The organism is Algoriphagus oliviformis (assembly GCF_017254915.1).
Taxonomy (GTDB): domain Bacteria; phylum Bacteroidota; class Bacteroidia; order Cytophagales; family Cyclobacteriaceae; genus Algoriphagus; species Algoriphagus oliviformis.
The window spans coordinates 150,591-174,139 of record NZ_JAFKCT010000005.1; the positions used below are offsets into that span (position 1 = coordinate 150,591).

The window sequence follows — 23,549 nt, forward strand, 5'->3', positions numbered from 1 at the left end:
GCAGCTATGAACCGTTTTGCTTTTACCCTTTTTCTAGCGTTTAGTACCCTGTTTTCCCTATCCATTGCCCGTGCTCAGCAGGGCGATGTGCCCAAGTTGATCTGGAAAGTCAACCGGATCAACATCGGTACGGTACTGGAGGAAGAGGGACTGCAGCAGGCGGAGTTTGAGTTTACCCACACCCAGGATTCCCTGTTTTTCATCGAGGAAGTGATCCCCGAGTGCGGCTGTACGGCAGTCGAATACACGCAGGATACCCTTCAGGTAGGGGAGTCCGGCAAGGTGACCGTGTCCTTTGACCCCACTTCTTCGGCGGGATTTTTCTCCAAGCTGATCGTGGTACGCGGCAATCTCTCCGGCATTCAGGATTCCTTGTATCTGGAGGGGATTTCGATTCCCTATCCTTCCGATCTGCAGCGGGCCTATCCCATTTTGCGTGGGCCTTTGGGTTTTCGCCTGCGGAAAGTGAATATGGGCGACGTCTTTGACAATGAGCCCAAGATCAAATACGTGGAGTTTTTCAACCGCGGAGAAGCGCTGCTGGACAAGGGGGCGCTGAGGTCGGTGACTCCACCGCATATCCAGATTTCCCAGGTGCAGCAGTTTGTTCGTCCCAAAGAGCGAGGTCTGCTCATGGTGCGCTATGACGGCAAGCTGAAAAATGACCTGGGCTTTTTCGAGGATATCGTGCCCATTCGCTGGGAAAATGTGCCTTCTTCCGAAGTGAAGCTGGAGATCATTGCCGACTTGTTCCAATATTTTGCCCCGATCCAGAAAAGCGACCTCAACCAAGTGCCACAGCTGGTCATCGCCCAAAAAGAGGTGGATCTGAAGGAAATCAGCTCCAAGGCAGTGGTGAGGAGGTCAGTCACGCTGACCAACCAGGGCAGGCAGACTTTGGAAATTCGGAAAGTGGAAGGCAACTGCGAGTGTCTGGTGCTGGAAGCTCCCAAGGCCAGTTTGGAGCCGGGGGAAAGCATGGAATTGAGCATCGTCTTTGATCCTGCCGGAAGAAAAGGAATAGACCAGCGCAACATCTATGTCTTTTCCAACGATCCGGTGAATCCCGTGCAGCTGATCGTGGTGAAGAGCAGGATTGAATAAACGAAGCTTTGTTTAATTGGGGAAAAATCCCGTGATTCAAGCCGATTTCTTCGATATGAGACTAGTCTTTCGGATCTTGGTTTTGACGGTGTGCTGGTCACTTTTTTCCGGCCTTTCGGCCTATTCCCAGAGTAATTTTAGGATTTTTCCCTACCTCCAAGCTACTGACCAAAATCTGGTTCAGCTCCGGTGGTTTTCCGGCCAAGCCCATGCCTCAAAGGTCGTGGTCAGAGACTCAAAAGGGGTGCAGGTCGCTTCTGCCGACGTCGCGGGAGTAGAAGCAAAAGAGCTCTACTACACCCATGCGGAAAAATCACAGACCATCACGGGACTGGCCGGCCAGAGCTGGATCGGCGCAGAATTATACTTTCGATATGATTTCACGTTTCGGGTGCCTTTTGGCGAGGAGATTAGCTATGAGGTGACGCTCGGGGAGCAAAAGTACCATGGTAAATTCAAGTCCGCTCCCGATCCCAAAGCCTGGGAATCCATCCGTTTCGTAGCGCTGTCGGACTCCGAGACCGAACCACGGGGGAGGGTGACCCACCGCGCCTGGTATCCTGGCCAGCCCTTGGTGCGATTTTATCCCGTTCCGACGGCCTGGAAGCAGAAGTTTGGATCTACGACGGAGCAGGGAATCGAGTTGCCAAATTACGTCCTGACCGAGACGGAAGGCTACGCCGCCAATTTGGAGATCATCAATGCCAGAAAGCCCGACCTGATGCTGATGCCGGGAGACTTGGTGCAGGGGGGAGGCTATATGCCGGCTTGGGACGAATTCTGGCGACACAATGCGGGAGAGTTTGATTCTGGCCTGTCGGGCTATCCCATCGTGGCCGCCCTTGGAAATTGGGAGTCGTATGGTGGTGTAAACAATGGCTATGGTACCAATGAGCTGGGAGTATTCAATCCGATTGTCGGCCGTTCGAGATTTCACGCGTTTTTTGATATCCCCACCACCGATCCCCTGCAAAAGCACCGACAGAGCTACTACCGCACCGACTACGGGCCCTTGACCATTCTCACACTGGATTCGTCCAATGGTACCCCCGATGCCAAAACCTCCGATACGCCAGCCGAGCAAAAGCTCAAGGGGAAAGCCTACACCGGGCCGGGCACCGACACCCAGGAAAACTATACCCAAGCGCAATATGACGCTGCTGGCGGAAGCGACCTTTCCGGTTTTGGCCCAGGCACTCCCCAGTATGCCTGGCTGGAAGTAAACCTGAAGCAGGCCAGTGAGGCGGGGCGCCTGATTTTCGTGCAGTTTCATCACATCCCGTTCAGCTCCGGAGAGCATGGCGTGCCGATGAACCATGAGCTAGCGACAGGCCAAGGTGGCACTCCGATGCGGGTGTTGCATCCGCTTTTCGAAAAATATGGAGTCATCGCAGTCTTGGCCGGACACGATGAGCTTTTCGAGCGGAGCTTCGTGGATCTCGACGGAGACGGCAAAGGCGTGCAATACTATGACGTGGGCGTAGCGGGGGACGGCATGCGTGGAGTGAAGCGGGATTGGGACAACAATCCGCTCGCTACCTTGGACTACAATGAGTTCTCTCAATGGACTGCCGACCAAAAGTCCGTCGAGAAATGGGATACTTCCGGTGCAAATCCGGTTTTGGTCGATGGCGGCAAGCACTACGGCCACTTGGAAGTCAATCTTAAAAGGGTAAAGGACGGAAACAAAACCTTCGCGCAGATCGATTTTGAGCCCGTTTACGCCTTTCCGGTTTTGGATCAAAACTACAACCTCCAACGTGTGGAGCGTCGCGTCTATGACGACAAGCTGCGGATCTTGGTCGAACTGGAAGAGCAGGTTGTTTCACCGGATTTTCTTTCCGAGATATCCTTGGAGCTTGATGAAAACGGGAAAGCCTCCACCGCACTCAAAGATTATCTCAAAAATGAAGTTCAGGCGGACTGGACGGCGAGTTTCTCGAGACGCACCGAGTACAGTTGTGCGGATCTGGAGGGGACGGAAAACGAACTCAAAATCAGCGACTCCAAGGGGAACTCTTGGACGAAAGTGGTGCTGGTGAAAGTCAAAGACACAACCGCTCCTAAAATCAACCTGAAAACCCACAATCTCCAATTTGATTTGGCAAAGGGCTTTTTGGAGATCAAGGCGGAGGATTTTGTGTCGTCGGTGACGGACAATTGCGGGGTCAAGACGCTTGCAATCAACAAAACCCGCATCTCTTGCAGCGAATACCACTTGCCCATGGAAGTCGTCATCGAGGCCATCGACCACAGTGGCAACCAGAGCCGAGAAGTCCTGGTACTCTCGCTTCCCTCGATTGAATCCCAGAAGATCTCCATTTCTCCCGAGTCCGGCTCGCAGTACACCGTCGGACAAAAGGCCGAGATTCGTCTGGGCAGTGAGTTTGAGTTTACGCTGGAGGGCTGGTACCGCAACGGGCAGCGCCTGGATATAGAGAAAGGAAACGCAATCCTGACCGGTGAGCCGGGTACGTATTGGGCGAGGCTTTACCCCAAGGGTTCCGACTGCGCGGTGGAATCGCGAAAGACGGAGATCCGCTTTGCGGATGTTCCATGGAAGATCAAGGAGTCGGTGGAGCTGGTTTTGGGAGCAGAGGGAAAGGCCGAATTACGCCCCCAGGATGTATTGGTGACTTGGCCATTGGCAGATACGAGCTTGGAAGTGACCTTGGGCCAGACTCTTTTTTCCTGCGAAAACCTGGGCGAAAGCCAGGTTACTGTATGGATCAAAAAGCCGGGAGGAGACACCTGGGAGCTGAAAGTTCCCGTGCTGGTGAAGGACGAAACCAAACCAGTTTTGGTACCCAAAAATATCAGTCTCGAACTGGACGTGATGAAAGGCGTGGCCGAAATCAGTCCCCAAATGCTTCTCTCCGAGTCTGGCGACAACTGCGGGATCAAATCCCTGACCATAAGTAAAAACCGCTTTGTCTGTGAGGATGCGAGCAAGGAGTTTTCGGTGACAATCCGTGCTGAGGATACTTCTGGCAACGTGACGGAAGCAGTAGCACAGGTATCGGTGGTGCGTTCCGAGCCGGAAAAAGTCGCGATTTCCGGTCCGCAGCTATTTTGTCAGGGTGAAAAGGCGGTGTTGGCGCTTAGCTCCTCCAAGGCTTTTGAGGTAGTGCGCTGGCGAAGAAACGGCGTCGAAGTCCCCGGCCAAACAGGCAAAGCGCTCGAAGTATCCGAGGCGGGAAGCTATCATGCGGTGATCCGATACGTGGGTGGATGTCTTTCCGAAACGGCCGCCTTTGAAGTCCAAGTCGCTCCCAAGCCCGTTGGCGAGATCGTGGTGGACGGGAACGTGCTCCGAGCGCCGGAAGGAAGCTTTTCCTATCAGTGGTATAGGAATGGGGAGAAAATCAGCGGCGCGACGAGCCGGACGTTTACCGCAAACGAATCTGGTGACTATTCCGTCGAGCTTCGCAACGAGGCGGGCTGCGCCGCCATGCTCAAGGCGTTTACGCTGACGATTTCGGGTTTGATCGGAAAGCCGGTGAGTCAAGCGCTTGAGCTGAAGCTTTACCCTAATCCAGCTTCTGACCGCGTTTTGGTGGAGCTGCCGGATGGGGCTTTGGCTGGAGGTCCCCAGATTCAGCTGTTCTCGACGGAGGGAAAAGAAGTGACTGGCAGCGTTGCGATTGCCGTCCTCGACGATTCGAAACTTGAGATTTCCCTAAACCGAATGGCTAAGGGAACGTACCTGATTTGGATTGTCGGTGAAGGCCAAAAAACCTATTTTGGTAAGCTGATGATTCTCAACTAAACCCAAACCCATGAAGCGCTTTTCCTTTTTCGCCCTCTTTTTCATCGCTCTCCAGCTCTTTTCTTTCGCCCAAACCATCCCCTACAGCAAGGGAAGGATCGTGATCAGCTCTGATGGCAATGAGCATGACGAGGATGACTGGGCGGCCACGCCGATGAGCTTGGCGCTACTTTCGGCGCGGGAGCTCCAAGACCAATTGGTCGTTTATGTCTTCAGCGACCACATCTGGGGGTCAAACAAGGAGAAACCGGATGCCGCAAACCAGATGCGCGAAAGTGCCTTCATCGGGGCAAAGACCTTTGGCTTTAAAAAGACAAGGTTCATCGAGGCCGCGGCCGCCCCAAACTATGCCGTGATCGAGCTCACCCTGCAGATCAACAAAAGCTCCGCAAAGGACCCGCTCACCATCATTGCCGCTGGACCCATGGAGGTCGTGGGCGATGCGATCAACGAGGCCGATTCCACCAAGCTGAAGTATGTTCGGCTGATTTCACACTCGGTTTGGAATGACGAACACGCTGACAAGCCCTACGACTGGGAAAAGCACGAAGGCTGGACTTGGGCCAAGATGGAGGAGAAATTTGGCCCGAAAGGCCTACAGCTAGACCACATTGCCGACCAAAATGGAGGCGGGGACTACGAGGGGCTGAAGACGGAGCTGACCCGCTATGATTGGCTGAAAAACTCGGACAAGAAAGATGGAAAGCCTTTCTCCAAAGGTTCTTGGGACTGGCTCTATGGCCGACTTCAGGCCGCGCAAAAAGGGGAGGAGTTTGACCCCTCGGATGCGGGAATGGTGCTTTATCTGCTGACGGGAAAGCAAAAGAACAACCCCGACGACCTGCGGGAAATCTTGGAAAACCCGGGGAAGGTGAAATAAGCTGGAAGACGGAAGTAGCCAAAGGCTGATTTTGTCGCTGTTTTCCAACAATTACCTCCTCAAGGGTTTTCCCGGGGCCTCAGCCAATTTTTCAATATTCCAAAAAAAAGCGATGATTTCCGAAAGTGAACAAAGGTAACGGACCGGCGATCAGTCATCCTCGACCAGGTCAAAAGTCAGCTCGGCGTCCGCAAGATTGGCAGAGCTGAGGCCTACGCGATAGGTGTAGTACCCGTCCCGCAGGGGTGTCTCTCCCACATAGTCATCCGGGATCAGGGAAAAGTCGCGGCCTCCGGCGCGAAGCCAAACCGAGCCGTATCTGAACGCATAGTCAAACTGGCGGTACTCGGATTGGGAGCGGGAGAGCACTTCCCCAAAAGTCCTTTCCTGGTTTCCGGACTGTACGGTGACGCTTTCAAAGCTGACGTCGGAGTTGTTGTGCACGCGGATAAAAACGCCTCGTGGACCACCGTCCTGAATGTGGCAGGCGGTGAAGAAAAGGAAAACCAGCGCAAAGATTCCAGCGAGTTTCATGTCAGAAGATAATGAAATTTGGACAAATCCAAGCTGGCTTTCATTCCTTCAGATTAAAAAGCAAAGGGGGAAATGCAACGCGGTATCGAGGAAAGAATGGTTTTTGACGCTGACTCGCCGGTCTTTTGGCGACTTATATGGCACACGTCCGTACGTAAGAACCTTGGCTTGCGCTGTCCCGTTTAGCGATTCCGTCTTTGCGTGTCCTCGTCGTCATTTCTGATGATCCAAATCTCCGAAACCTGCGCGCCGCGTCCCGCTTCCCCACAGGTCCAAGCAAAGGTCACGTTGCCGTCTTTGATCGCCTCCGATGGGAGTGGAAACTCGTAGATCGGCTGGGATCCCGTCTGGATATAGTCATGGACTGGAAGTCCGTCGGCAGTCATCTTCATCCTGGACCTAAACCTTCCCGTGTAGGCTACCCGGATCGTGTAGGTACTTTCGGGATCAAGACGGTCGTAAAAAATCTCCAGCGGCAGGTCATATAGTGCGGTGACCTGATGCATCCAGGCTTTCGGTGCGGCATCGCCTTCAAAGCCCTTGGCAGTGACCTCGTGTACCCATTCTTGGTCCTTGAGGCCTACGCCAAAGCTGACCCTGGGCGTTCTCAGATTTCCCGGGTCTTTGGCCAGGTCGTAGCGAAATACCACCCGTTCCCAGCTGGATGGATCACCAAAATTGTCGTAAAAACCTCCCGGCCCTGGATCGGTTCGGTGCAAAGTTTCTGAGATGATCGCTGCCCTTTCTTCTTCCGTAGCCGCACTTTCGGCTTTGGCAAGCTGGCTATAGATCCAGGCGACATCGTTCAGGGGGTTGTCAATATTGTCTATGAAGTTGCCTCGGCCTCCCATCGCCCCGTGCCGCTCCACGGTCAGTTGGGCTCCGATGCTTTCGTAGAGTTCATCGGCGAGCGATTCACATTTTTTCTTCAGATCCAGCGCAACTGGCTCCTCCCAGGCTGCTGCTAGGGTGGCCTTGCTGAGGTGGATGGCGGAGCTGGTGCCGAGTTCCTCGTAGTTTCCAAGTTGCTCGAGGGCGTTTTGCTCCAGCCAGGTTTCGCGCACCACGCGCTTTTGGATATAGGCATCAAAGTAGGCCCGGATCAGCCCCATCTGGAAGCGGAAGTTTTTCCTGACTGTTGGACTGCTTTTTTTCTCAATAGCCACCCATTGCCGCAGGGTGTTTTGTACGTCCGTGTTGGTCAGAAGGGGACCTCTGATATTTTGCTCCAAGGCCACAAAAGCCTGCGCTAGCTCTTCGGCCATATCCGCATCGATAAAGTAGCGGGCGTAGTCTCTCAGGGTTTCGATTTCGGCGGTCTCGGGATTCCAGTCCTGGTCACTCCAGATGAACTTGTTCAGGTCATCATTGGTGCCTTCGGAGTAGGAGATGCTTCCGTTGGCGTACTGATCCAGGGCATTGTGGATCATTTTTTCGTCGTTGGGACGGGGATTGATGCATTCCCTGCCCAGGGTGATCGCCCAGGCCAGATCCCATCTTGGTATCGGATATTGGGAACTGAGGCTGTGGGTGATGTCGGGATATCTGCGGATGGGAATGTCCCGGTTTAGTCTGTCGCGTATTTCATCGATCGGGATTTTGACCCAAGGTCCAAAGACCACGCCGCCCAGCCATTCCGGATTTTGGTTGACATGGGCAAAGAAGATATCAAACCATTCCTTGGTCGGGCGGAATACCTGGGGCGAAATCCAGATTTTGGCCTTGGGGTGGTATTCGTTGAGAATGCCCGCCTGCTGCTCCAGCCAATCAAAGAGTACCTCCGGCTCCACATCGCCGGGATCTCCGCCGGGAATGAAGAGGTGATCCAGTCGCGGTACGGTGGAAAACACCTCGCGACGCTCCTCGATTTCCTTTCTGAGGGAGTCTGGATGCACATAGTCCTGGCCCATGTTGGGATACCACATCCACACGTCCAAGTCGTATTTTTCGCAGATTCTGGACTGCTCCCGGATCATGTTGATGGCTGGCAGCTGCATGTGCCTGCTGGTGAAGTCATCGTCGGTACGCGGGGGCATGATCTCGATGCTGTTGGCACCGAAGATCGCCAGGTCACGGATATATTGGTCAAACTGCTCCACAGACCAGGCATCGTAGCTGTTGGTTTTGGGCCGGTATCCGAGCTGGTGACCGCGGATTTCGTATCGGGGCGAGGAGGCCAGATTGAGACTCTGGGGAATGAGAATCTCGCCAGCGCTTAGCTCCATTTTTCTCAGAAGTTTCCCCACACCGTACAAAGCCCCACGCTTGGTTTTGGCTTCGATCACGACCTTCTGCTCGACGGATAGCACCACAATCCGGTATCCCTCGTCGTTGATGGCTTCCAAGGTACGGAGGGGAGCGGAGAGATTTTCGGGGAGCTCGGCCTGACCAAGAGTCAACACCAGTTGCGGTTGGGTTGATTCTAGCTTTTTTGCCTTCTGGACTTGCAGTCCGGAACGCTTTTGCACTTCCTCCTGAAGCACGAGGATGACCTGCTCCAGCTCTTTCGCTTCGTTTTTTGGGACATAGAGTGAGGTTTGGGAAAAGTCCAGCATGTCTTGTGCCTCGGCTGCATGGAAAGTGAAAAATCCCAGCAGGAAGCAGACTAGGATCAGTCTCGGGAAAGTCGCGGATATCATGGGCTAGGGGCTGAAAAAGGTTCTTTCTTCTCCCATGATATACCCTCGATGGAGCGGAAAGGGCTATTCGCTACTCACTTGGGGCTAGATCAATCGCCTGAGAATTTTCTAAAGCAGGTTTTTTTGCCAGCTCTTCAAATTCAGGAAATTCCTGTAGTACGATTCCATCGTCATCGGGTATTCCATTGGTATAGGATGACTTTTCCAGCTGATATGACCATGTCCCACTTTCAAAAGGACGATCTAAAACAAAAATTGGTACAGGGGAAAACCGTCTATGGAACCTGCGTCACGAGCAATGCCCCCCGCTGGGTATCGGTAGTCGCCGATTCGGGATTGGATTTCGTGTTTCTGGACACCGAGCATATCGCCATTGACCGCGCGGATCTCTCTCGGATGTGCCTGGCCTACCAAGCGAAGGGACTGACGCCAATCGTGCGAATCCGTCGGCCAGACCCCTATCGGGCCAGCCAAGCCCTAGATGACGGCGCCATCGGCGTGATCGCTCCCTACCTGGAAAACCCAACCCAAATCCGTGAGCTGGTAGGAGCCATCAAATACCGTCCGCTGAAAGGGGAAAAACTGGAAGAAATGCTCAGGGGGAAAAATCCTTCGGCCGAGCTAAAAGGATACTTGGATCGCTTCAACCACGGCAACCTCTGCATCGCCAACATCGAAAGCATCCCGGCTGTGGAGCGGCTTGATGATTTGTTGGGCATTGAGGGGCTGGATGCGGTGTTCATCGGGCCGCATGACCTGTCCATCAATATGGGGATTCCCGAGCAATACGACCATCCGGATTTTGTCGCCACGGTCACAACGATCATCCAGAAGGCCAGAAAGAATGGGCTGGGAGTGGGAATCCATTTTTCCCTGGAGCCCCAGCGGCAGATCGACTGGATCAAAGAGGGAGTGAACATGGTGGTCCATAGCTCGGATATGGCCCTGTTCAGCCAAAGACTCCGCGCCGACCTCCATCACATCAAGTCCTCTACGGGAGATTTTGGCCACAATGGAGGGTCAGAGGAATCCGTCACTGTCTAAACGCTAAAACAAACCACCAGCTAATGAAATTCTATATTGCAGCCTTCGTACTCTTGGTGAGTGCGGCATTTACATTTCCGAAAAGGGAAAAAACCTTCTTCCAGGATGTGGCGACGATCCATGATTCGAAGTATGGGCTACCTGAAGGGACGATCAACCGTATTCAGATCATCAATGCTGTCCCAACGGCTCAGTCCAAGGACTCTTTCGTTGAATTCAACGGAACAAGATGGATAGCCTCAAAAAATAAAATCGAGGCCGAGCATCTTCCCGAAAAGAACCTTCCGGCAGGAGTAGGGAAGATATTATCCGCCATCAGCTACCAGGGAAAGCAATGGGTCGGCACCGAAAAGGGACTTTACCGCAACACAGGCGGGAGCACCTGGGAGACCGTACTTCCTGCGGACGAAAAGTATAGCTGGTCGCCAAGGGAAGTGGCGGCGATGGTGGTCGACAGCAAGGGAAACCTCTGGTTTGGCTCGCAGCAGGGAGTAGGTCGACTGGCTGGAGGGAAATGGAAGCTCTTCACAGGAGCCGAAGGACTTCCCTACAATCACTTCACCAGCGCGGCAGCGGGACCCGACGGAGAGGTTTGGTTTGGAACAGAGAAAGGCGCCATCCGGGTGGAAGACGACTATTTCTATTACCGGTTTAGTCGGCGTTGGCTGCCTGACGACGCTGTCAATGACATTGCGGTAGACGAGTTTGGGGCAGCATGGATTGCCACCGACGCGGGGATCAGCCAGATCGCTTCCGTGCCGATGACTTTTGAGGAAAAGGCGGCGTTTTTTACGAAGCTTACCGAAGACCGTCACGTGAGGATGGGCTTTGTCGCGCCCAACAACCTGCAGGTGCCGTTTGACAAAAGCTCCTATCAGCTGGGGATTTCGGACAATGACGGCATGTACACCTCCATGTACGGCGCAGCGCAGGCATTTCGCTATGCGGTGACAGGAGACCCGGAGGCCAAAGCACTTGCCGACAGAAGCCTGAAGGCCTGTAAGTGGCTGGTGGATATCACCCACGAACCGGGCTTTCCGGCACGCGTGATCATCCCGATCGATTATCGCGAGGACGTCAACGAGCAATACAGCAGGGAGTACAACAAGCGTCACCAGCTCTCTGACCCTTTCTGGAAAGACATTTATCCCCGATTCCCGACCAGTGAGGATGGAAACTACCGATGGAAGTGCGACACGAGTTCTGATGAGCTTGCTGGACATTTCTTTTTCTATGCGGTCTATTACGACTTGGTGGCCGAGACAGAGGAGGAAAAAGCCATGGTCCGGGAAGTGGTGGCGGACATCACCGATCACCTGATCCGAAACGGTTTTGTGCTTCGGGACTACGATGGGCTGCCGACCCGTTGGGGGAATTTCTCTCCCGAGTACATGGCCTCGATTTGGGGTTGGGATCAGAGAGGCTTGAATTCCATGATGATGTTGTCGTTTTTGAACGTGGCGAGCCATGTGACCGGAGATGCGAAATATGAGGCGTCGGCCAAGATGCTTCGTGATCAGTACAATTATCACATCAATGCCATGCATGCCAAGGAGTTTTTTCCGCCGGAAAATGTTGTGCCTTGGGACAACAACCTGTCCCTGATGAGTTTCTATGGCCTGATCAACTATGAAAAAGACCCAGCACTTTTGTTGATCTATCGAGAGGCACTTGAGAACACTTGGCTGCATATCAGCAAGCAAAAGAACGCCTTTTGGAATACCATCTATGGAGCTTTGGCGCAGAAGTTTACCGAGGATGCGGAAAGAGGATTGTTTGATCCAGAGGTAGTGTATCCCGAAAACAAGCTCTATGCACCAAACAAGGTGAAATCGTACAGCGACTGGGATGCGCGAAGCGAAGACATCGTAGAAACCCTAGAGCGGATTCCCCTGGACATGATCGGGTACGAAATGGACAACACCCACAGGCTGGATGTACAGCTGGATCCGACTCCCGGTCAAAACCCTGGGATTGGCTGGCGATATGATACCTATGCAGTGCCGGTAGACGAGCGGGGACACGTGCGGCAGGACAGGGATGGATTTGCGCTAGTGTACAGAGAGGTCGGAGGTGGAATGGCCGAACAGGAGGGGACTTTTTACCTTTTGACCTACTACATGGCGAGGTACCATCGCTTGATTATCAACTGAGTTGGGTGAAAAAAAAGACCCATCCGAAGCTTATTGCTTCGGATGGGTCTTTTTAGGGCGTTTTGCTGGAAAACAATCTACCAAGCTATCCCATAGTCGTCCCCGTAGTTGCTGGCGCCACCCCAGAGGGTGCCGTGCTTCCAGTCCAGCCAGATGGCGGTGATGGGCCCGGAGGTTTTCCCCCAAAAATCCATCACGTAGCCTCGCTTCAGCAGGTCCCGGCGTACCCAGTCCGGCGTGTCCTGCCGTAGGGTGATCGCGCCTGGCTTGATTTCATGGTCCCCAAAGGAGCTCTGCATTTGGTAGGAGTTGAAGTTGGCGGCCTCGACGGCTTCCTGCACGTTCATGTCAAACTCTACCACGTTGAGGAAAAACTGCAGGAGGTTTTGGTCCTGGGAGTCTCCGCCCTGCACGGAAAAGGCCAAGAGCGGCTTGCCATCTTTCAGCGCCATGCTGGGCGTGAGCGTCACTCGGGGTCTCTTGCCCGGTTCGGGAAGGTTGTAGGGGTTTAGGTTTTTGTCCAAGACAAAGCTCTGCATGCGCTGGGAAAGGCCTACGCCCGTGTTTCCCGCGATCACGGCCGGAACCCAGCCCCCGCTCGGAGTCACGGAAACCACCCACCCCTCCGCATCCGCAGTCTGTACCGAAGTGGTGCCGCTTTGGAACTCGGAGAGGAACTTTTCGTCCACTTGGGAGTCTATTTCGGCTGGGCTGAGTGCAGCAAGTGCCTGGGCCTGTTTTTTCAAAAGCTCGCTGTGGGGATTGCTTTCACCCTGGAAAGGATAGGGATCGCCAGCTGTGATCTTGGGGTCGTTGGTCGAGCCGATCAGCTTGGCGCGCTCTTTTGCATACTCCTTGGAAAGCAAGCCCTTCATGGGAGAGTTGACAAAGGCCGGATCGCCATAGTAGAAGTCCCGGTCGGCAAAGGCCAAGCTCATCGCTTGGTAAACCGTGTGGATGTAGTTGGCGGAGTTGTAGCCCATGGACTTCAGGTCAAAGTTTTCCAGGATGTTCAGGGACTGGAGCAGAGCCGGACCTTGGGTCCATTCCTGCAGCTTATACACCTCGATGCCCTTGTAGTTGACCTGCAGGGGTTCTTCGATTTTCACCTTCCAATTGGCGAGGTCTGACTCGGTGAAGAGTCCGCCTTGCTCCCTCGTCCCCCGTACGATTTCCTTGGCGATGTCTCCTTTGTAGAAGCGGTCGTAGGCGGCATAGATGGCTTCCTTTCGGGATTTTCCAGCCTTCAGAGCCTCTTGCTCCGCGGCCACCAGCTTGGACAGCGTTTGGTAAAGGTCGTCCTGGACGAAGATTTCTCCTGCCTCTGGACCTTCCCTTTTTTCTCCCAAATGGGTCAAAAAGACAGCCTTGGAATACGGCCATTGCTTGATGCGGTTTTTCTGGGCCTCGATGGCATTGGCGGTTTGGGCCTCGATAGGATAGCCTTTGGCAAGGTCCATCGCGGGCTTCAGGACTTGCTCCAGACTGAGCTTTCCGTATTCTGCCAGCATGGTCATGATCCCACCGGGCGTACCGGGAGTGGTGGCGGCGAGAGGGCCGTATTCCGGAGGGTAGGCCATTCCCTGGGATTGGTAGAAGTCCACGGTCGCTCCGGTCGGTGCGTAGCCGAGGGCATTGATGGCGATTACTTTTTTCTCTTCGGGATGGTAGATCAAGGCTTGCGTCTCCCCGCCCCAAGAGAGCACGTCCCACATGGTGGACGTCGCTGCGATCATCGCGCAGGCGGCATCGACGGCATTGCCGCCCTGCTGGAAGATCTGCGCTCCGGCCGTCGCAGCCAGGGGTTTGCCGGTGATGGCTACCCAGTTTTTGCCATGAAGGATGGGTTTGTTGGTGCCGATGGTGCCTGCTCCGAGCCCAGGCAGGCCCTGGCCCATGGAGCCAAAAGAGAGGAGAAGGAAAGCGAATAGGTAGATTTTTCTCATAGGTACTAGGTGTAGTGCTTAGTCATTTTCGTCCAAAAGCTGGTCCATGATGGGGACAAAGCCTGGAAATAGGGAATTGTAATAGGTGAAGAGCTGGAAGATGGCTCCGTTCTTTTTGAGGTCGATCTCGTTTGCCGTGACGAAGGCTTCCATTTCCTCGGCCTTGTCACCAAAGATCGGAAAGAGATGTTTTCGTCTCTTGGGCACCTCAAAAAGATTTTTCTCCTTGAGGTAATAATAGACGTTTCGCTTGATGATCTGGTCGTTTCTGTTGCCCACCATCAGCGCGGTGTTGTAGTTGGATTCTTTAAAAACCGCCATCGTCCTGCGCATCAGCGGCAACTCACCCTCCACGAGCACTTCGAAAAAGCCGGAAATCGGCACGCCGTCCTCCATGAAATCCATGCCGTTGACAAAGTAGCGGGGAACCTTGTAGCTGCTGTCCATCCACACGATGTTTTGGATGCGCAGGCCAGGTATGACGGAAACCAAGTTCTTTTCCGGCTCCATCAGTTCAAACATGTTGGAGTTGATGTTGTAGCGCACGCGAAAGCCCTCGAGCACAGCTTGGTCGCGGTACAGTAGGATGGAGGCTACATTCCACTGGTTGTCGAGGTAGAAGTTGCCTTCGACCTTTTTGGGTTCGGGCGGGATTCCATACAGGGTATTGCCGATCATGTTGGGGCGCTCGGTGAGGAGGCGGCTCACGTTGGTCGCCCGGATGGTTTTCTGCAAGGCGGCTCCCGTGCCTTCGCTGCCGTATTTGGTAAGGTATAGGTTTCCCAGATCCAAATCTTCCTCGAGGCGTATGACCTTTTCCAGGGTGTTGTAGCCTGAGAAGGCGACAGCGAGCACATATTTCTCGGCGAGGACGTTTTCGATCTGAAAATTACCCGCTCCGTTGGTGAGGTCTCCGAAGGCCGTGTTGCGGAGTGTCACGGCAGCACCTTCCAGGTATTCCTTGGTATCATAGTCCAAAATCCGTCCCCTCAGGCTGTAGTTTTGCGCCTGGGATGAGAAGTGCATCCCAAGGAGAAAGCAGGCAAGCAGCAAGACATGCAGGCGGGGGTATCGCATCAGGGGGGCAATTGGACCGTCTAGTAATATAAAACAAAGCTTGGATTGTTGCCAATTCAATTGTTTTGGACCGGCATGGGGACGATCCAGAGGCTATCGATTGGCTTTCTACGGTTTAAGGGCGTATATTTGAAAGGGCCATCTGTGTTGAAGGCCGATTTTCCCTTATAAATCACCACTAGTTTGAGTTTTACATCATTCAATTTTGAGTCCTCGCTTCAGGAAGGGCTCGATGCCATGGGCTTTGACCGCCCCACACCCATACAGGAAAAAGCAATTCCGGTAATTCTTGAAGGCAAAGACCTGATCGCCTGCGCCCAAACCGGGACTGGAAAAACCGCCGCTTTTGTACTTCCCATACTCAACAAGATCTCCAAAGCCGGCACCAACACGCTGAATACGCTGATTTTGGCGCCCACCCGGGAGCTGGCTATCCAAATCGACCAACAGATCCAGGGCTTCTCCTATTTTCTCGGTGTCAGCTCCGTGCCGATCTACGGCGGTGGCGACGGCATCGTGTGGGAGCAGCAGAAGAAAGCACTGGAGACCGGAGCCGAAATAGTAGTCGCCACACCAGGACGTCTGATTGCCCTGCTGGCTGGGGGAAAGATCGACCTCACCACGCTGGAGCATCTGATCCTGGATGAGGCCGACCGGATGATGGACATGGGTTTTTCGGATGACATCCTCAAGATCGTCAACTACCTTCCGCAGGATCGTCAGACCATCCTCTTTTCTGCGACCATGCCTCCAAAGATCCGGCAGTTTAGTATGAAGATCCTTCGCAATCCCGAGGAGATCTCCATCGCGATCGGCAAGACGGCGGAGGGCGTGACCCAGTCGATGTATTCGGTCTTTGATGGACAAAAGGAGGCGCTCGTCCGCCACATCCTTTCCCGCAAGGCCTATGAGGCGGTGATTATTTTTGCCTCGACCAAGGACAAGGTAAAAGCACTCTACAAAGTGCTTCGCAAGCAGTTTGAGATTGAGGCTTTTCACTCTGACCTGGAGCAGGTAGAGCGGGAGAAGATCATGTCCGACTTCAAAAACAAGAAAGTAAAGATCCTCATCGGTACAGACATCATCTCCAGGGGGATCGATGTCGTGGGCATTGAGCTGGTGATCAACTTTGACACGCCAAGTGATCCGGAAGACTACGTGCACCGGGTCGGAAGGACGGCGCGCGCCGACAAGGAAGGCGAGGCCATCACCTTTGTCAATCCCAAAGACCAACACAAGTTTGTCCGCATCGAGAAGCTGATCGGCATGCAGGTGACGCAAAATCCCCTGCCTGAGGACTTCGAAAGAGGCCCGGAATATTCCGGCGACAAAGCCAAGCCAAGTGGCGGACAGCAGGCCGGATCCAAGCCGAAAAGCAAGAACAAGAAAAAGAAAAAGCCGGGCCAAAGACCCGCAGCTGAGGGAGGCCAAAAGCCTACTGGTGAAGGACAGCCACAGCAGGGGAACTCCCGCCAAAAGCACCGGCCAAAAAAGCCCCAAACCCCAAAAACAGACGCTCCGCAGTCAGAGTCCAGCGCTCCGGCTAGCGCGGAAAAACCCAGCAAATTTGGACAGCGCAAGAACGTGATCGAGTCCTGACTTTCAGGTCTTTGTTTTGGCATTTGTGAAGTACTTCAGGTATCTTGAAGTACTTTTCATTTTTAACCCCCACGCCATGCAGACCATCAAATTGAAATCCCGAGGCTCTTCTGTATCCTATCTCCAGGAACTTCTTGTCAAACTCGGCTATCAGATTCCCGCGACGGGATACTTTGGCAGCTTGACGGACGCCGCCGTGCGGGACTTTCAGCTGAAAAGTGGCCTGGTCTCCGACGGAGAAGTGGGAATCAAGACTTGGACCATTCTGATCGAGAAGACCAAGCCCGCCCAGGCGCTGGGGGACAAGTTTTTGTCGGAACAGGATCTGAAGGACTTCGCCAACCGGCACAATCTGGAGCTGGCGGCAGTCAAGGCGGTCAATGAGGTCGAGAGCAGCGGAAAGGGGTTCTTTGTGGACGGCCGACCCAAGATATTGTTTGAGGGCCATGTCTTTTGGGATCAGCTCAAGAAGGCCGGCATAGATCCGTCACCTCTGGCCAATGCCTCCAATGCAGACGTGCTGTATTACAAATGGACCCGATCGCACTACGTGGGCGGGCCCAGAGAGTACGAGCGCATGGAAAAGGCCGCCGCTATCTTGGCAGACCCAAAGGTGAAGTCCGCTGCGCTGTCCTCAGCGTCCTGGGGCAGCTACCAGATCATGGGCTACCACGCGGCCAAGTTGGGATATGCCTCCGTGCAGGAGTTTGTCGACCAGATGTATGTGCATGAGCGCAACCATCTGGAGGCCTTCGGAAGGTACATTACGGCCTTTGGTTGCATTTCCCATCTTAGGGCAAAAAACTGGGCAGCTTTTGCAAAATGCTACAATGGACCGGGCTACGCCCAAAACAAATACGATATCAAAATGGCGAAAGCCTATGAGAAGTTTTTAAACCAATCTTGATGAACACCGAAGAAATAAACCGACTTTTTCAAAGAGACCTGGATCGGCTGGGAAAAGAACTCGCAGCCTACACCGAGGAGAGCAAAATCTGGATCGTGGACCGGGAGATTGCCAATTCGGCCGGCAATCTGGCCATCCACCTTTTTGGCAACCTGCGCACCTTCATTGGCCTGGATATGGGGGGCATTCCCTACACCCGGGATCGCGACCGGGAGTTTGCTGCCAAGGGCATCGCCAGAGTGGAACTGCTCGCTGAGCTGGAAGAGGTGAAAGAGATCGTTTCCAAATCCCTTCTAGCCTTGGATTCCAGCAGACTTGGGGAGATCTCCATACAGAAGTTTTTTGGCTACGAGATGTCGATCGGATACTTTTTGGTGCACCTCTACGGGCATTTCAACTATCACCTCGGTCAGGTCAATTACCACCGTCGCCTGTTGGAATAGAGGGGGATTTACTTTTCGGAGACCTTGCGGTCAAAGAGGAAAAGCAGCAGTCCCAGGGCCACGATGCCCAAGCCAGCCATGCTTTCGGCAGGTCTGTCCCAGAAAAGGTACACCATCACGGCTGAGCTGAAAATCAGGTAGATGTATTGGATCCAGGGTTTCAGGGGACTTTTGAAACCATTCTGCTTGGTGATCCTGAGCGAGGAAAAAACGGTAATAGTACCCATGAGTTGGAGCACAAATCCTGCGTAAAGCATGATCTGCTCAAATGAGCCTGACAGAAAGAGGATTAGGCTCAGCAGGGTATTGAGCAGGACAGCCCTTACTGGTACTCCATGGGAATTGACTTTGGCCAAAGGCCTCCAGAGCCGAAAGTCCCGCGCAATGGCATAGGTGATTCTCGGGCCGACCCAGGCGTATCCCGAGATCGTCGCGATGAGCTGTATCCCGATGAAAAGACTGACCACCAGTGCTCCTCCAGTTCCGAAAAGGTTGCCAAAGGCCAGGTCGGCCACTTCCACTCTCCCGGACAGCTGCTCCACGGATGCATGCTTGAGCAGCACCAGCTGAAACAGCACGTACAAAACCGTCACGGCGAGGGTTGCCCAGATCAGGGCCTTGGGGAGGTTCTTTTCCGGCTGATCCCACCTCCTCGATGATATATGCGGCAGAATTCCAGCCGGTGTAGGCGTAGAATACGTAGATCAGCGACACTGCAAACCCGGGTAGCAAGACCTCGTCCCGCCAGGAGGCGGAAAAGTCCAAGGAGGGAAGCCCGACTCGGGATGGGAGGAGAAAGCCCAGCAGAACCAAGAGAAGCACAAAAAGTATCTTCACCAGGGTCAGGGCATTGTGGATCTTTGCGGATCGGCTGACTGAAAAGACATGGGCGAGCGGCACCGCCAGCAGAAAAAACAAGCCTGGCAAGCTGCTGCCACCAAAAATGGGGGAGAGGTACCCGTTCATCGCCATGGCGGCGATGGCAATGGGCGCTGAAAAACCTACCGTCAAAGAGATCCAAGCATACGCATAGCCCACAGCAGGGTGGATGGTCTCGGAGAGAAAGATGTAATCGCCGCCTGTCTTCCGGAAATGCGTCCCCAATTCAGCATAGACAAAGGCCCCGATCAGGGCCATTAGTCCTCCAAGTGTCCATAGCAGGAGGATAGACCAGGTATTTTGCACCTCTACCAGCTGGAATCCCAAGCTGGTGAAGACTCCGGTTCCGATCATATTGGCGATGACCAGAGCTGCGGCAGAGCGCCAGGAGATTTTGTTGGGTTGGAGATTCAATGGTTTGGCTGGAGCGGCGGTAAATTTCCCCAAAATACAGTCTGCACCCCAAGCGGGCAACGGAAGGCTTGGGGTTTTTTTACCCAGAAGATTCACTTGCGATCCAGACTATTTTATCTTGAATCATCCTGATGGCGTGTTAAAAGACCTACAAAAGTTGGTGGATTTGTGGTTTTTGTTCTTTTTCAATAGCGGCAAATTGGCGAGGGAAAGTTCATCTCCTATCTTTAGTAGATGCATACCGCACAATCAACCCATACAATTGACCTGAAATCCGAGCTCGATGACCATGTACCTCGCTCTCCTCTACGAGAACGTTAGACCCCTGCTGATCGCAGTAGACTGCATTATTTTTGGCGTACAAGACACCGAGCTGAAGCTCCTTATTTTCAAGCGGGAGGTGGAGCCCCTCGCAGGTGCCTGGTCTTTGCTGGGATCCTTTGTGAACCGGGACGAGTCTGTGGATACCGCTGCAGAGCGGATTTTGTTTGAACTCACGGGACTGGAGGATATTTATATGGAGCAGCTGCACTGCTACGGAGCGCTGGACCGAGATCCCGGAGGCCGGGTGGTGTCCATCGCCTATTGGAGCCTGATCCGGGTGGACCAAAACCATCTGGAGTTCAATGTCCGGTCCCATGAAGCCAAGTGGGTTTCTCTGGACAAAATCCCCGATCTGGTCTTGGACCACAGGGATATGGTGGAAAGGGCCATCGCCAACCTGAGGGAGAAAGCGAGATTTAAGCCGGTTGGCTTTGAGCTTTTGCCGGAGGAGTTTACGCTGGGTCAGCTGCTCAAGGTGTACGAAGCGATCTTTGACCACCCGATCGACAGCAGAAATTTCCGCAAAAAACTGCTGAATTCCGGTCTCTTGATTCCCCTGACCAAAAAGGACAAGTCCACGTCCAAGAAGGGATCTTTTTTGTACAAGTTTAATCAGGAGACCTATCGCCAGCTATCCCAAGAAGGCTACAACTTCGGGTTTTAGCCTACCAGTCATTTTGCCATAGAAGTCCAAGTTTCTGGGTCTGCTATTCTACCGGAAAAGCGGATTTCCGCCACGATATTTGCCTATTGGCTTTCAGATTGGCGCTGATCTTTTCAATGTTTGGCCTATTTGCCCTTTTCCAGCCCAAATCCCTTCCTGAGACAGCTGGAGCCGCATTTTCCTTCTGCCAAAGAATCCACAAAGGCATTTGACATTGGGTTTTATTTTGCTACATTTATAAATGTATATAGTACATTTAATCTGAGATATTTTTCATTGTTGGTCTTAATTATCAGCGTTTTATGAATTTGGATTTTGGAAAAATAGGAAAATCGACAGGAGCAGGGAAGAGGGGGAGCATGCAAAACTGGCTGGACGAAGGATATGCCATTTTTTCTTCCGAGGGCCCATCGGCAATCCAGGTCGAGCGCGTAGCGAGAAGCATGAAAAAGAACAAGTCGGGTTTTTACTACTTTTTCAAAGACCGGGAGACTTTCGTCGACAGCCTGATGCAGGAGCACCTGAGCCGATTGGATGCCATCACCTACCGGATTCGCGCCATTCGGGATTTCGATCCGGACTACATGAACCTCATGGTAGCGCACAGGGAAGTGGTGTTTTTTCAGATCCAATTGGTCAAAAACAGGGAAGTGACGCAGTTTCAAGAAGTATTGGAGCACTTCAATCTCAGGATCGCCGGTGCCGTGATTCCGGTCTGGAGTGACTATCTGGAGTCGTCTGTGGAGGTGGCGGACAAGCTCTGGGCGCTTACCCGGGACGCGATCTACTGTAGGGCCAGCCAGGAGAGTTTCGGCCTTGAGTGGCTTCGGGAGCTGATGGAGGAGGCGAGGCTGGTGGCAGGCTATCAGCCGTCGCGATCGCTTGCATATTCTTAGCGTCTGGAAGTTGCTGACAATGAGTCTCTAGCCCGTCCTCTCGGTGGACTCGCGACATATTTTATATAGCTGGTTTGGGCAGGCTTCCGCTAATCGTTTTCTTTGCCGAAAAACTAACGATTAACTATGTTCAACCGTACGATAAAGCCTTTTCTGGGGCTTTTTCTTTTTGCCTTCGCGCTGGCTGCCGAGGCCCAAACGGGCCGTTTTCAGCAAGCAGTGGATTACAAAATGGATGTCAAAATGGATGTCCAGACCAATCAATACACGGGCGTCCAAGAGCTCCAATACACCAACAACTCCCCAGATACACTCAAGAGGGTGTTTTACCATCTGTATTTCAATGCCTTCCAGCCAGGAAGCATGATGGATGTGAGGTCTCGGACCATTGCCGACCCGGATAGAAGGGTGGGGGATCGCATCAGCAAACTCAAGCCGGATGAAATCGGGTTTTTGCATGCCAAAAGTCTGAAGATGAACGGCAAGCCGGTCAAATTCAAGGAGGTGGAGACTATCTTGGAAGTGGACTTGGCGGAGCCTGTGCTGCCCAACTCCACGGTGACCTTTGAGATGGAGTTTCAGGGCCAGGTGCCGCTGCAGATCCGTCGCTCAGGCCGTGACAACGCCGAGGGAGTGCGTTACTCCATGTCCCAATGGTATCCGAAAATGGCCAACTACGATGAGCAGGGCTGGCATGCCAACCCCTACATTGGCCGGGAGTTTTACGGCATTTGGGGGGATTTTGACGTGAAGATCACCATCGACAAGTCCTATGTGCTAGGCGGTACCGGCTATGTGAAAAATGGCGCAGAAGTCGGCTATGGCTATGAGGGAGAAGGGGACAAGGTCGCCTCGCCAAAGGGAAATACGCTCACTTGGCATTTTGTAGCCCCCAAAGTCCATGACTTCATGTGGGCTGCCGATCCCAAGTACAAGCATGACAAGATCGAGATGGCCAATGGCATCACGGTTCATCATCTCTACATTCCCGGAGAGAAGACTTCGGAAAACTGGGAGAAGCTGAAGGCGATCACGCCCAAGGCGATCGAATACCTTTCCAAGCATTTCGGCCAATATCCCTACAAGCAGTTTTCTGTGATCCAAGGAGGTGACGGCGGCATGGAGTACGCGATGTCCACCCTGATTACCGGCGAGCGCTCCCTTCCGAGCTTGGCAGGTGTGATGGTGCACGAGTTGGCCCACAGCTGGTTTCACGGCGTGCTGGCAAGCAATGAGTCGCTTTACTCCTGGATGGATGAAGGCTTCACCAGCTACGCGAGCAGCCTGGCGATGTCCGAGATTTTCCAGCCAAGTGCCAACCCCCTCCGTTCATCCTACGGCGGCTATTACAAGCTTGCCAAGTCCGGTGCGGAAGAGCCGCTTTCCACACACGCCGACCACTACAACCTCAACTCCGCGTACAGCACTTCCGCCTATTCCAAAGGGGCGGTATTCCTGGAGCAGCTGGGGTATGTGATCGGAGCCGAGACCAGAGATAGGGGCATGTTGCGCTATTTTGACACCTGGAAGTTTCGCCATCCCAATGTCAACGATCTGATCCGTGTCATGGAAAAAGAGAGCGGACTGGAACTGGATTGGTACAAAGAGTACTTTGTGTACACGACCAAAACGATCAATTACGGAATCAAGGAAGTGAGACCAAGCGCCGACAACACGGAAATCACGCTGGAAAGAATCGGACTGATGCCAATGCCTATCGACCTGGTAATCACCTACAAGGATGGTACTTCGGAGATGATCTACCTGCCGCTGGCAATCATGAGAGGAGAAAAGGAAGCGGAAAAAGGAATGCCAGAGCGCATTCATACCGAGGCTTGGCCTTGGACCAACACCACCAAGACGCTGGTGCTGACCAGGGACTTCAGGACGATCAAGTCTGTGGAGATAGACCCGAGCAAAAGGCTGGCTGACCTAGAGCAGGAAAATAATAAAGTGGAGTTTTAGGCTCCACTTTATTATATAATATCAAAAGAAAAAAGGTGGCAAAAGCCACCTTTTAATTTTTTATTGGATCAACCGGCGTTCTTCTTGTCCTGAACTTCGGTGCGGATTTCCTGCGCAAGGTTTTTCAATTCCTGCATACCCTTTCTCACTCTGGTACCAGCTGCCTGATTCCCCTTGTCATAGAACTTTTCGAAATCACCCTCAAGGCTCAATACAAGATTTTTTACTTCACTAAATCTGCTCATAGTAAAAGTTTATTTTATAGGTTGATGATAAGTTTATTTTGGTTCAATATAGCCCAAATACTTACCA

At 53.2% G+C, this 23,549-nt stretch carries 16 protein-coding genes and 1 pseudogene; 11 read left to right on the forward strand and 6 right to left on the reverse strand.

Annotated elements, in window-relative coordinates:
- Positions 1–6: 6 nt before the first annotated feature.
- From J0A68_RS13370 to J0A68_RS13380, 3 genes are read left to right on the forward strand one after another with little or no spacing between them, the layout of a single operon-like run.
- Positions 7–1,104 (forward strand): DUF1573 domain-containing protein, encoded by a 1,098-nt coding sequence (locus tag J0A68_RS13370; protein ID WP_206578716.1) that lies wholly within the window; start codon positions 7–9, stop codon positions 1,102–1,104.
- 55 nt (positions 1,105–1,159) lie between these two features.
- Positions 1,160–4,873 (forward strand): T9SS type A sorting domain-containing protein, encoded by a 3,714-nt coding sequence (locus J0A68_RS13375; RefSeq protein WP_206578717.1) that lies wholly within the window; start codon positions 1,160–1,162, stop codon positions 4,871–4,873.
- Positions 4,874–4,883: 10 nt separating this feature from the next.
- The gene (locus J0A68_RS13380) at positions 4,884–5,753 is read left to right on the forward strand and encodes a hypothetical protein (protein ID WP_206578718.1); all 870 of its coding nucleotides are present in this window, start codon (positions 4,884–4,886) and stop codon (positions 5,751–5,753) included.
- Positions 5,754–5,903: 150 nt separating this feature from the next.
- Here the strand turns inward: J0A68_RS13380 and J0A68_RS13385 are convergent, their stop codons facing one another.
- Positions 5,904–6,287 (reverse strand): hypothetical protein, encoded by a 384-nt coding sequence (locus J0A68_RS13385; RefSeq protein WP_206578719.1) that lies wholly within the window; start codon positions 6,285–6,287, stop codon positions 5,904–5,906.
- A gap of 182 nt (positions 6,288–6,469) precedes the next feature.
- Complete coding sequence (locus J0A68_RS13390) at positions 6,470–8,926, reverse strand: alpha-glucuronidase family glycosyl hydrolase (RefSeq protein ID WP_206578720.1); 2,457 nt, start codon at positions 8,924–8,926, stop codon at positions 6,470–6,472.
- A gap of 219 nt (positions 8,927–9,145) precedes the next feature.
- On the opposite strand from J0A68_RS13390, the gene J0A68_RS13395 reads away from it, so the two are divergent.
- Both J0A68_RS13395 and J0A68_RS13400 read left to right on the forward strand, forming a co-directional pair.
- Complete coding sequence (locus J0A68_RS13395) at positions 9,146–9,970, forward strand: HpcH/HpaI aldolase family protein (RefSeq protein ID WP_206578721.1); 825 nt, start codon at positions 9,146–9,148, stop codon at positions 9,968–9,970.
- A gap of 23 nt (positions 9,971–9,993) precedes the next feature.
- Positions 9,994–12,123 (forward strand): SMP-30/gluconolactonase/LRE family protein, encoded by a 2,130-nt coding sequence (locus tag J0A68_RS13400; protein ID WP_206578722.1) that lies wholly within the window; start codon positions 9,994–9,996, stop codon positions 12,121–12,123.
- A 77-nt stretch (positions 12,124–12,200) separates the two neighbouring features.
- Here J0A68_RS13400 and J0A68_RS13405 read toward each other — a convergent pair whose 3' ends face one another.
- Entirely contained in the window at positions 12,201–14,069 is a 1,869-nt protein-coding gene (locus J0A68_RS13405) for a gamma-glutamyltransferase family protein (RefSeq protein WP_206578723.1), read from the reverse strand.
- Between the two features lie 18 nt (positions 14,070–14,087).
- Positions 14,088–15,146 (reverse strand): carboxypeptidase-like regulatory domain-containing protein, encoded by a 1,059-nt coding sequence (locus tag J0A68_RS13410; protein WP_206578724.1) that lies wholly within the window; start codon positions 15,144–15,146, stop codon positions 14,088–14,090.
- A 183-nt stretch (positions 15,147–15,329) separates the two neighbouring features.
- On the opposite strand from J0A68_RS13410, the gene J0A68_RS13415 reads away from it, so the two are divergent.
- The 3 genes from J0A68_RS13415 (at position 15,330) to J0A68_RS13425 (ending at position 18,095) form a co-directional block, all read left to right on the forward strand.
- Positions 15,330–16,745: a DEAD/DEAH box helicase gene (locus tag J0A68_RS13415; RefSeq protein ID WP_206578725.1), complete on the forward strand. Its 1,416-nt coding sequence runs from the start codon at positions 15,330–15,332 to the stop codon at positions 16,743–16,745.
- Positions 16,746–16,821: 76 nt separating this feature from the next.
- A complete protein-coding gene (locus J0A68_RS13420; protein ID WP_206578726.1) occupies positions 16,822–17,652 on the forward strand; it encodes an N-acetylmuramidase domain-containing protein in 831 nt (276 codons plus the stop codon).
- Positions 17,652–18,095, forward strand: coding sequence for a DUF1572 family protein (locus J0A68_RS13425; protein WP_206578727.1), 444 nt, complete (start codon positions 17,652–17,654; stop codon positions 18,093–18,095). Before J0A68_RS13420 ends, J0A68_RS13425 begins: the two co-directional genes overlap by 1 nt.
- Before the next feature lie 8 nt (positions 18,096–18,103).
- Here J0A68_RS13425 and J0A68_RS23170 read toward each other — a convergent pair.
- Positions 18,104–19,328 (reverse strand): annotated as a pseudogene (locus tag J0A68_RS23170) (APC family permease).
- Positions 19,329–19,671: 343 nt separating this feature from the next.
- Here J0A68_RS23170 and J0A68_RS13435 point away from each other — a divergent pair.
- From J0A68_RS13435 to J0A68_RS13445, 3 genes are all read left to right on the forward strand, one after another.
- A complete protein-coding gene (locus tag J0A68_RS13435; RefSeq protein WP_236025591.1) occupies positions 19,672–20,376 on the forward strand; it encodes an NUDIX hydrolase in 705 nt (234 codons plus the stop codon).
- Between the two features lie 302 nt (positions 20,377–20,678).
- The gene (locus J0A68_RS13440; protein ID WP_206578728.1) at positions 20,679–21,272 is read left to right on the forward strand and encodes a TetR/AcrR family transcriptional regulator; all 594 of its coding nucleotides are present in this window, start codon (positions 20,679–20,681) and stop codon (positions 21,270–21,272) included.
- A gap of 126 nt (positions 21,273–21,398) precedes the next feature.
- Positions 21,399–23,237: a M1 family metallopeptidase gene (locus J0A68_RS13445; protein WP_236025592.1), complete on the forward strand. Its 1,839-nt coding sequence runs from the start codon at positions 21,399–21,401 to the stop codon at positions 23,235–23,237.
- A gap of 68 nt (positions 23,238–23,305) precedes the next feature.
- Here J0A68_RS13445 and J0A68_RS13450 read toward each other — a convergent pair whose 3' ends face one another.
- Entirely contained in the window at positions 23,306–23,482 is a 177-nt protein-coding gene (locus J0A68_RS13450; protein WP_206578729.1) for a BF3379 family histone-like protein, read from the reverse strand.
- Positions 23,483–23,549 lie beyond the last annotated feature (67 nt).

Excerpts from the sequence above, each read along its gene's own strand:
- J0A68_RS13370 (WP_206578716.1), top strand. The coding sequence starts at position 7 with ATGAACCGTTTTGCTTTTACCCTTTTTCTAGCGTTTAGTACCCTGTTT.
- J0A68_RS13375 (WP_206578717.1), top strand. The coding sequence starts at position 1,160 with ATGAGACTAGTCTTTCGGATCTTGGTTTTGACGGTGTGCTGGTCACTT.
- J0A68_RS13380 (WP_206578718.1), top strand. The coding sequence starts at position 4,884 with ATGAAGCGCTTTTCCTTTTTCGCCCTCTTTTTCATCGCTCTCCAGCTC.
- J0A68_RS13385 (WP_206578719.1), bottom strand. The coding sequence starts at position 6,287 with ATGAAACTCGCTGGAATCTTTGCGCTGGTTTTCCTTTTCTTCACCGCC.
- J0A68_RS13390 (WP_206578720.1), bottom strand. The coding sequence starts at position 8,926 with ATGATATCCGCGACTTTCCCGAGACTGATCCTAGTCTGCTTCCTGCTG.
- J0A68_RS13395 (WP_206578721.1), top strand. The coding sequence starts at position 9,146 with ATGTCCCACTTTCAAAAGGACGATCTAAAACAAAAATTGGTACAGGGG.
- J0A68_RS13400 (WP_206578722.1), top strand. The coding sequence starts at position 9,994 with ATGAAATTCTATATTGCAGCCTTCGTACTCTTGGTGAGTGCGGCATTT.
- J0A68_RS13405 (WP_206578723.1), bottom strand. The coding sequence starts at position 14,069 with ATGAGAAAAATCTACCTATTCGCTTTCCTTCTCCTCTCTTTTGGCTCC.
- J0A68_RS13410 (WP_206578724.1), bottom strand. The coding sequence starts at position 15,146 with ATGCGATACCCCCGCCTGCATGTCTTGCTGCTTGCCTGCTTTCTCCTT.
- J0A68_RS13420 (WP_206578726.1), top strand. The coding sequence starts at position 16,822 with ATGCAGACCATCAAATTGAAATCCCGAGGCTCTTCTGTATCCTATCTC.
- J0A68_RS13425 (WP_206578727.1), top strand. The coding sequence starts at position 17,652 with ATGAACACCGAAGAAATAAACCGACTTTTTCAAAGAGACCTGGATCGG.
- J0A68_RS13435 (WP_236025591.1), top strand. The coding sequence starts at position 19,672 with ATGACCATGTACCTCGCTCTCCTCTACGAGAACGTTAGACCCCTGCTG.
- J0A68_RS13440 (WP_206578728.1), top strand. The coding sequence starts at position 20,679 with ATGAATTTGGATTTTGGAAAAATAGGAAAATCGACAGGAGCAGGGAAG.
- J0A68_RS13445 (WP_236025592.1), top strand. The coding sequence starts at position 21,399 with ATGTTCAACCGTACGATAAAGCCTTTTCTGGGGCTTTTTCTTTTTGCC.
- J0A68_RS13450 (WP_206578729.1), bottom strand. The coding sequence starts at position 23,482 with ATGAGCAGATTTAGTGAAGTAAAAAATCTTGTATTGAGCCTTGAGGGT.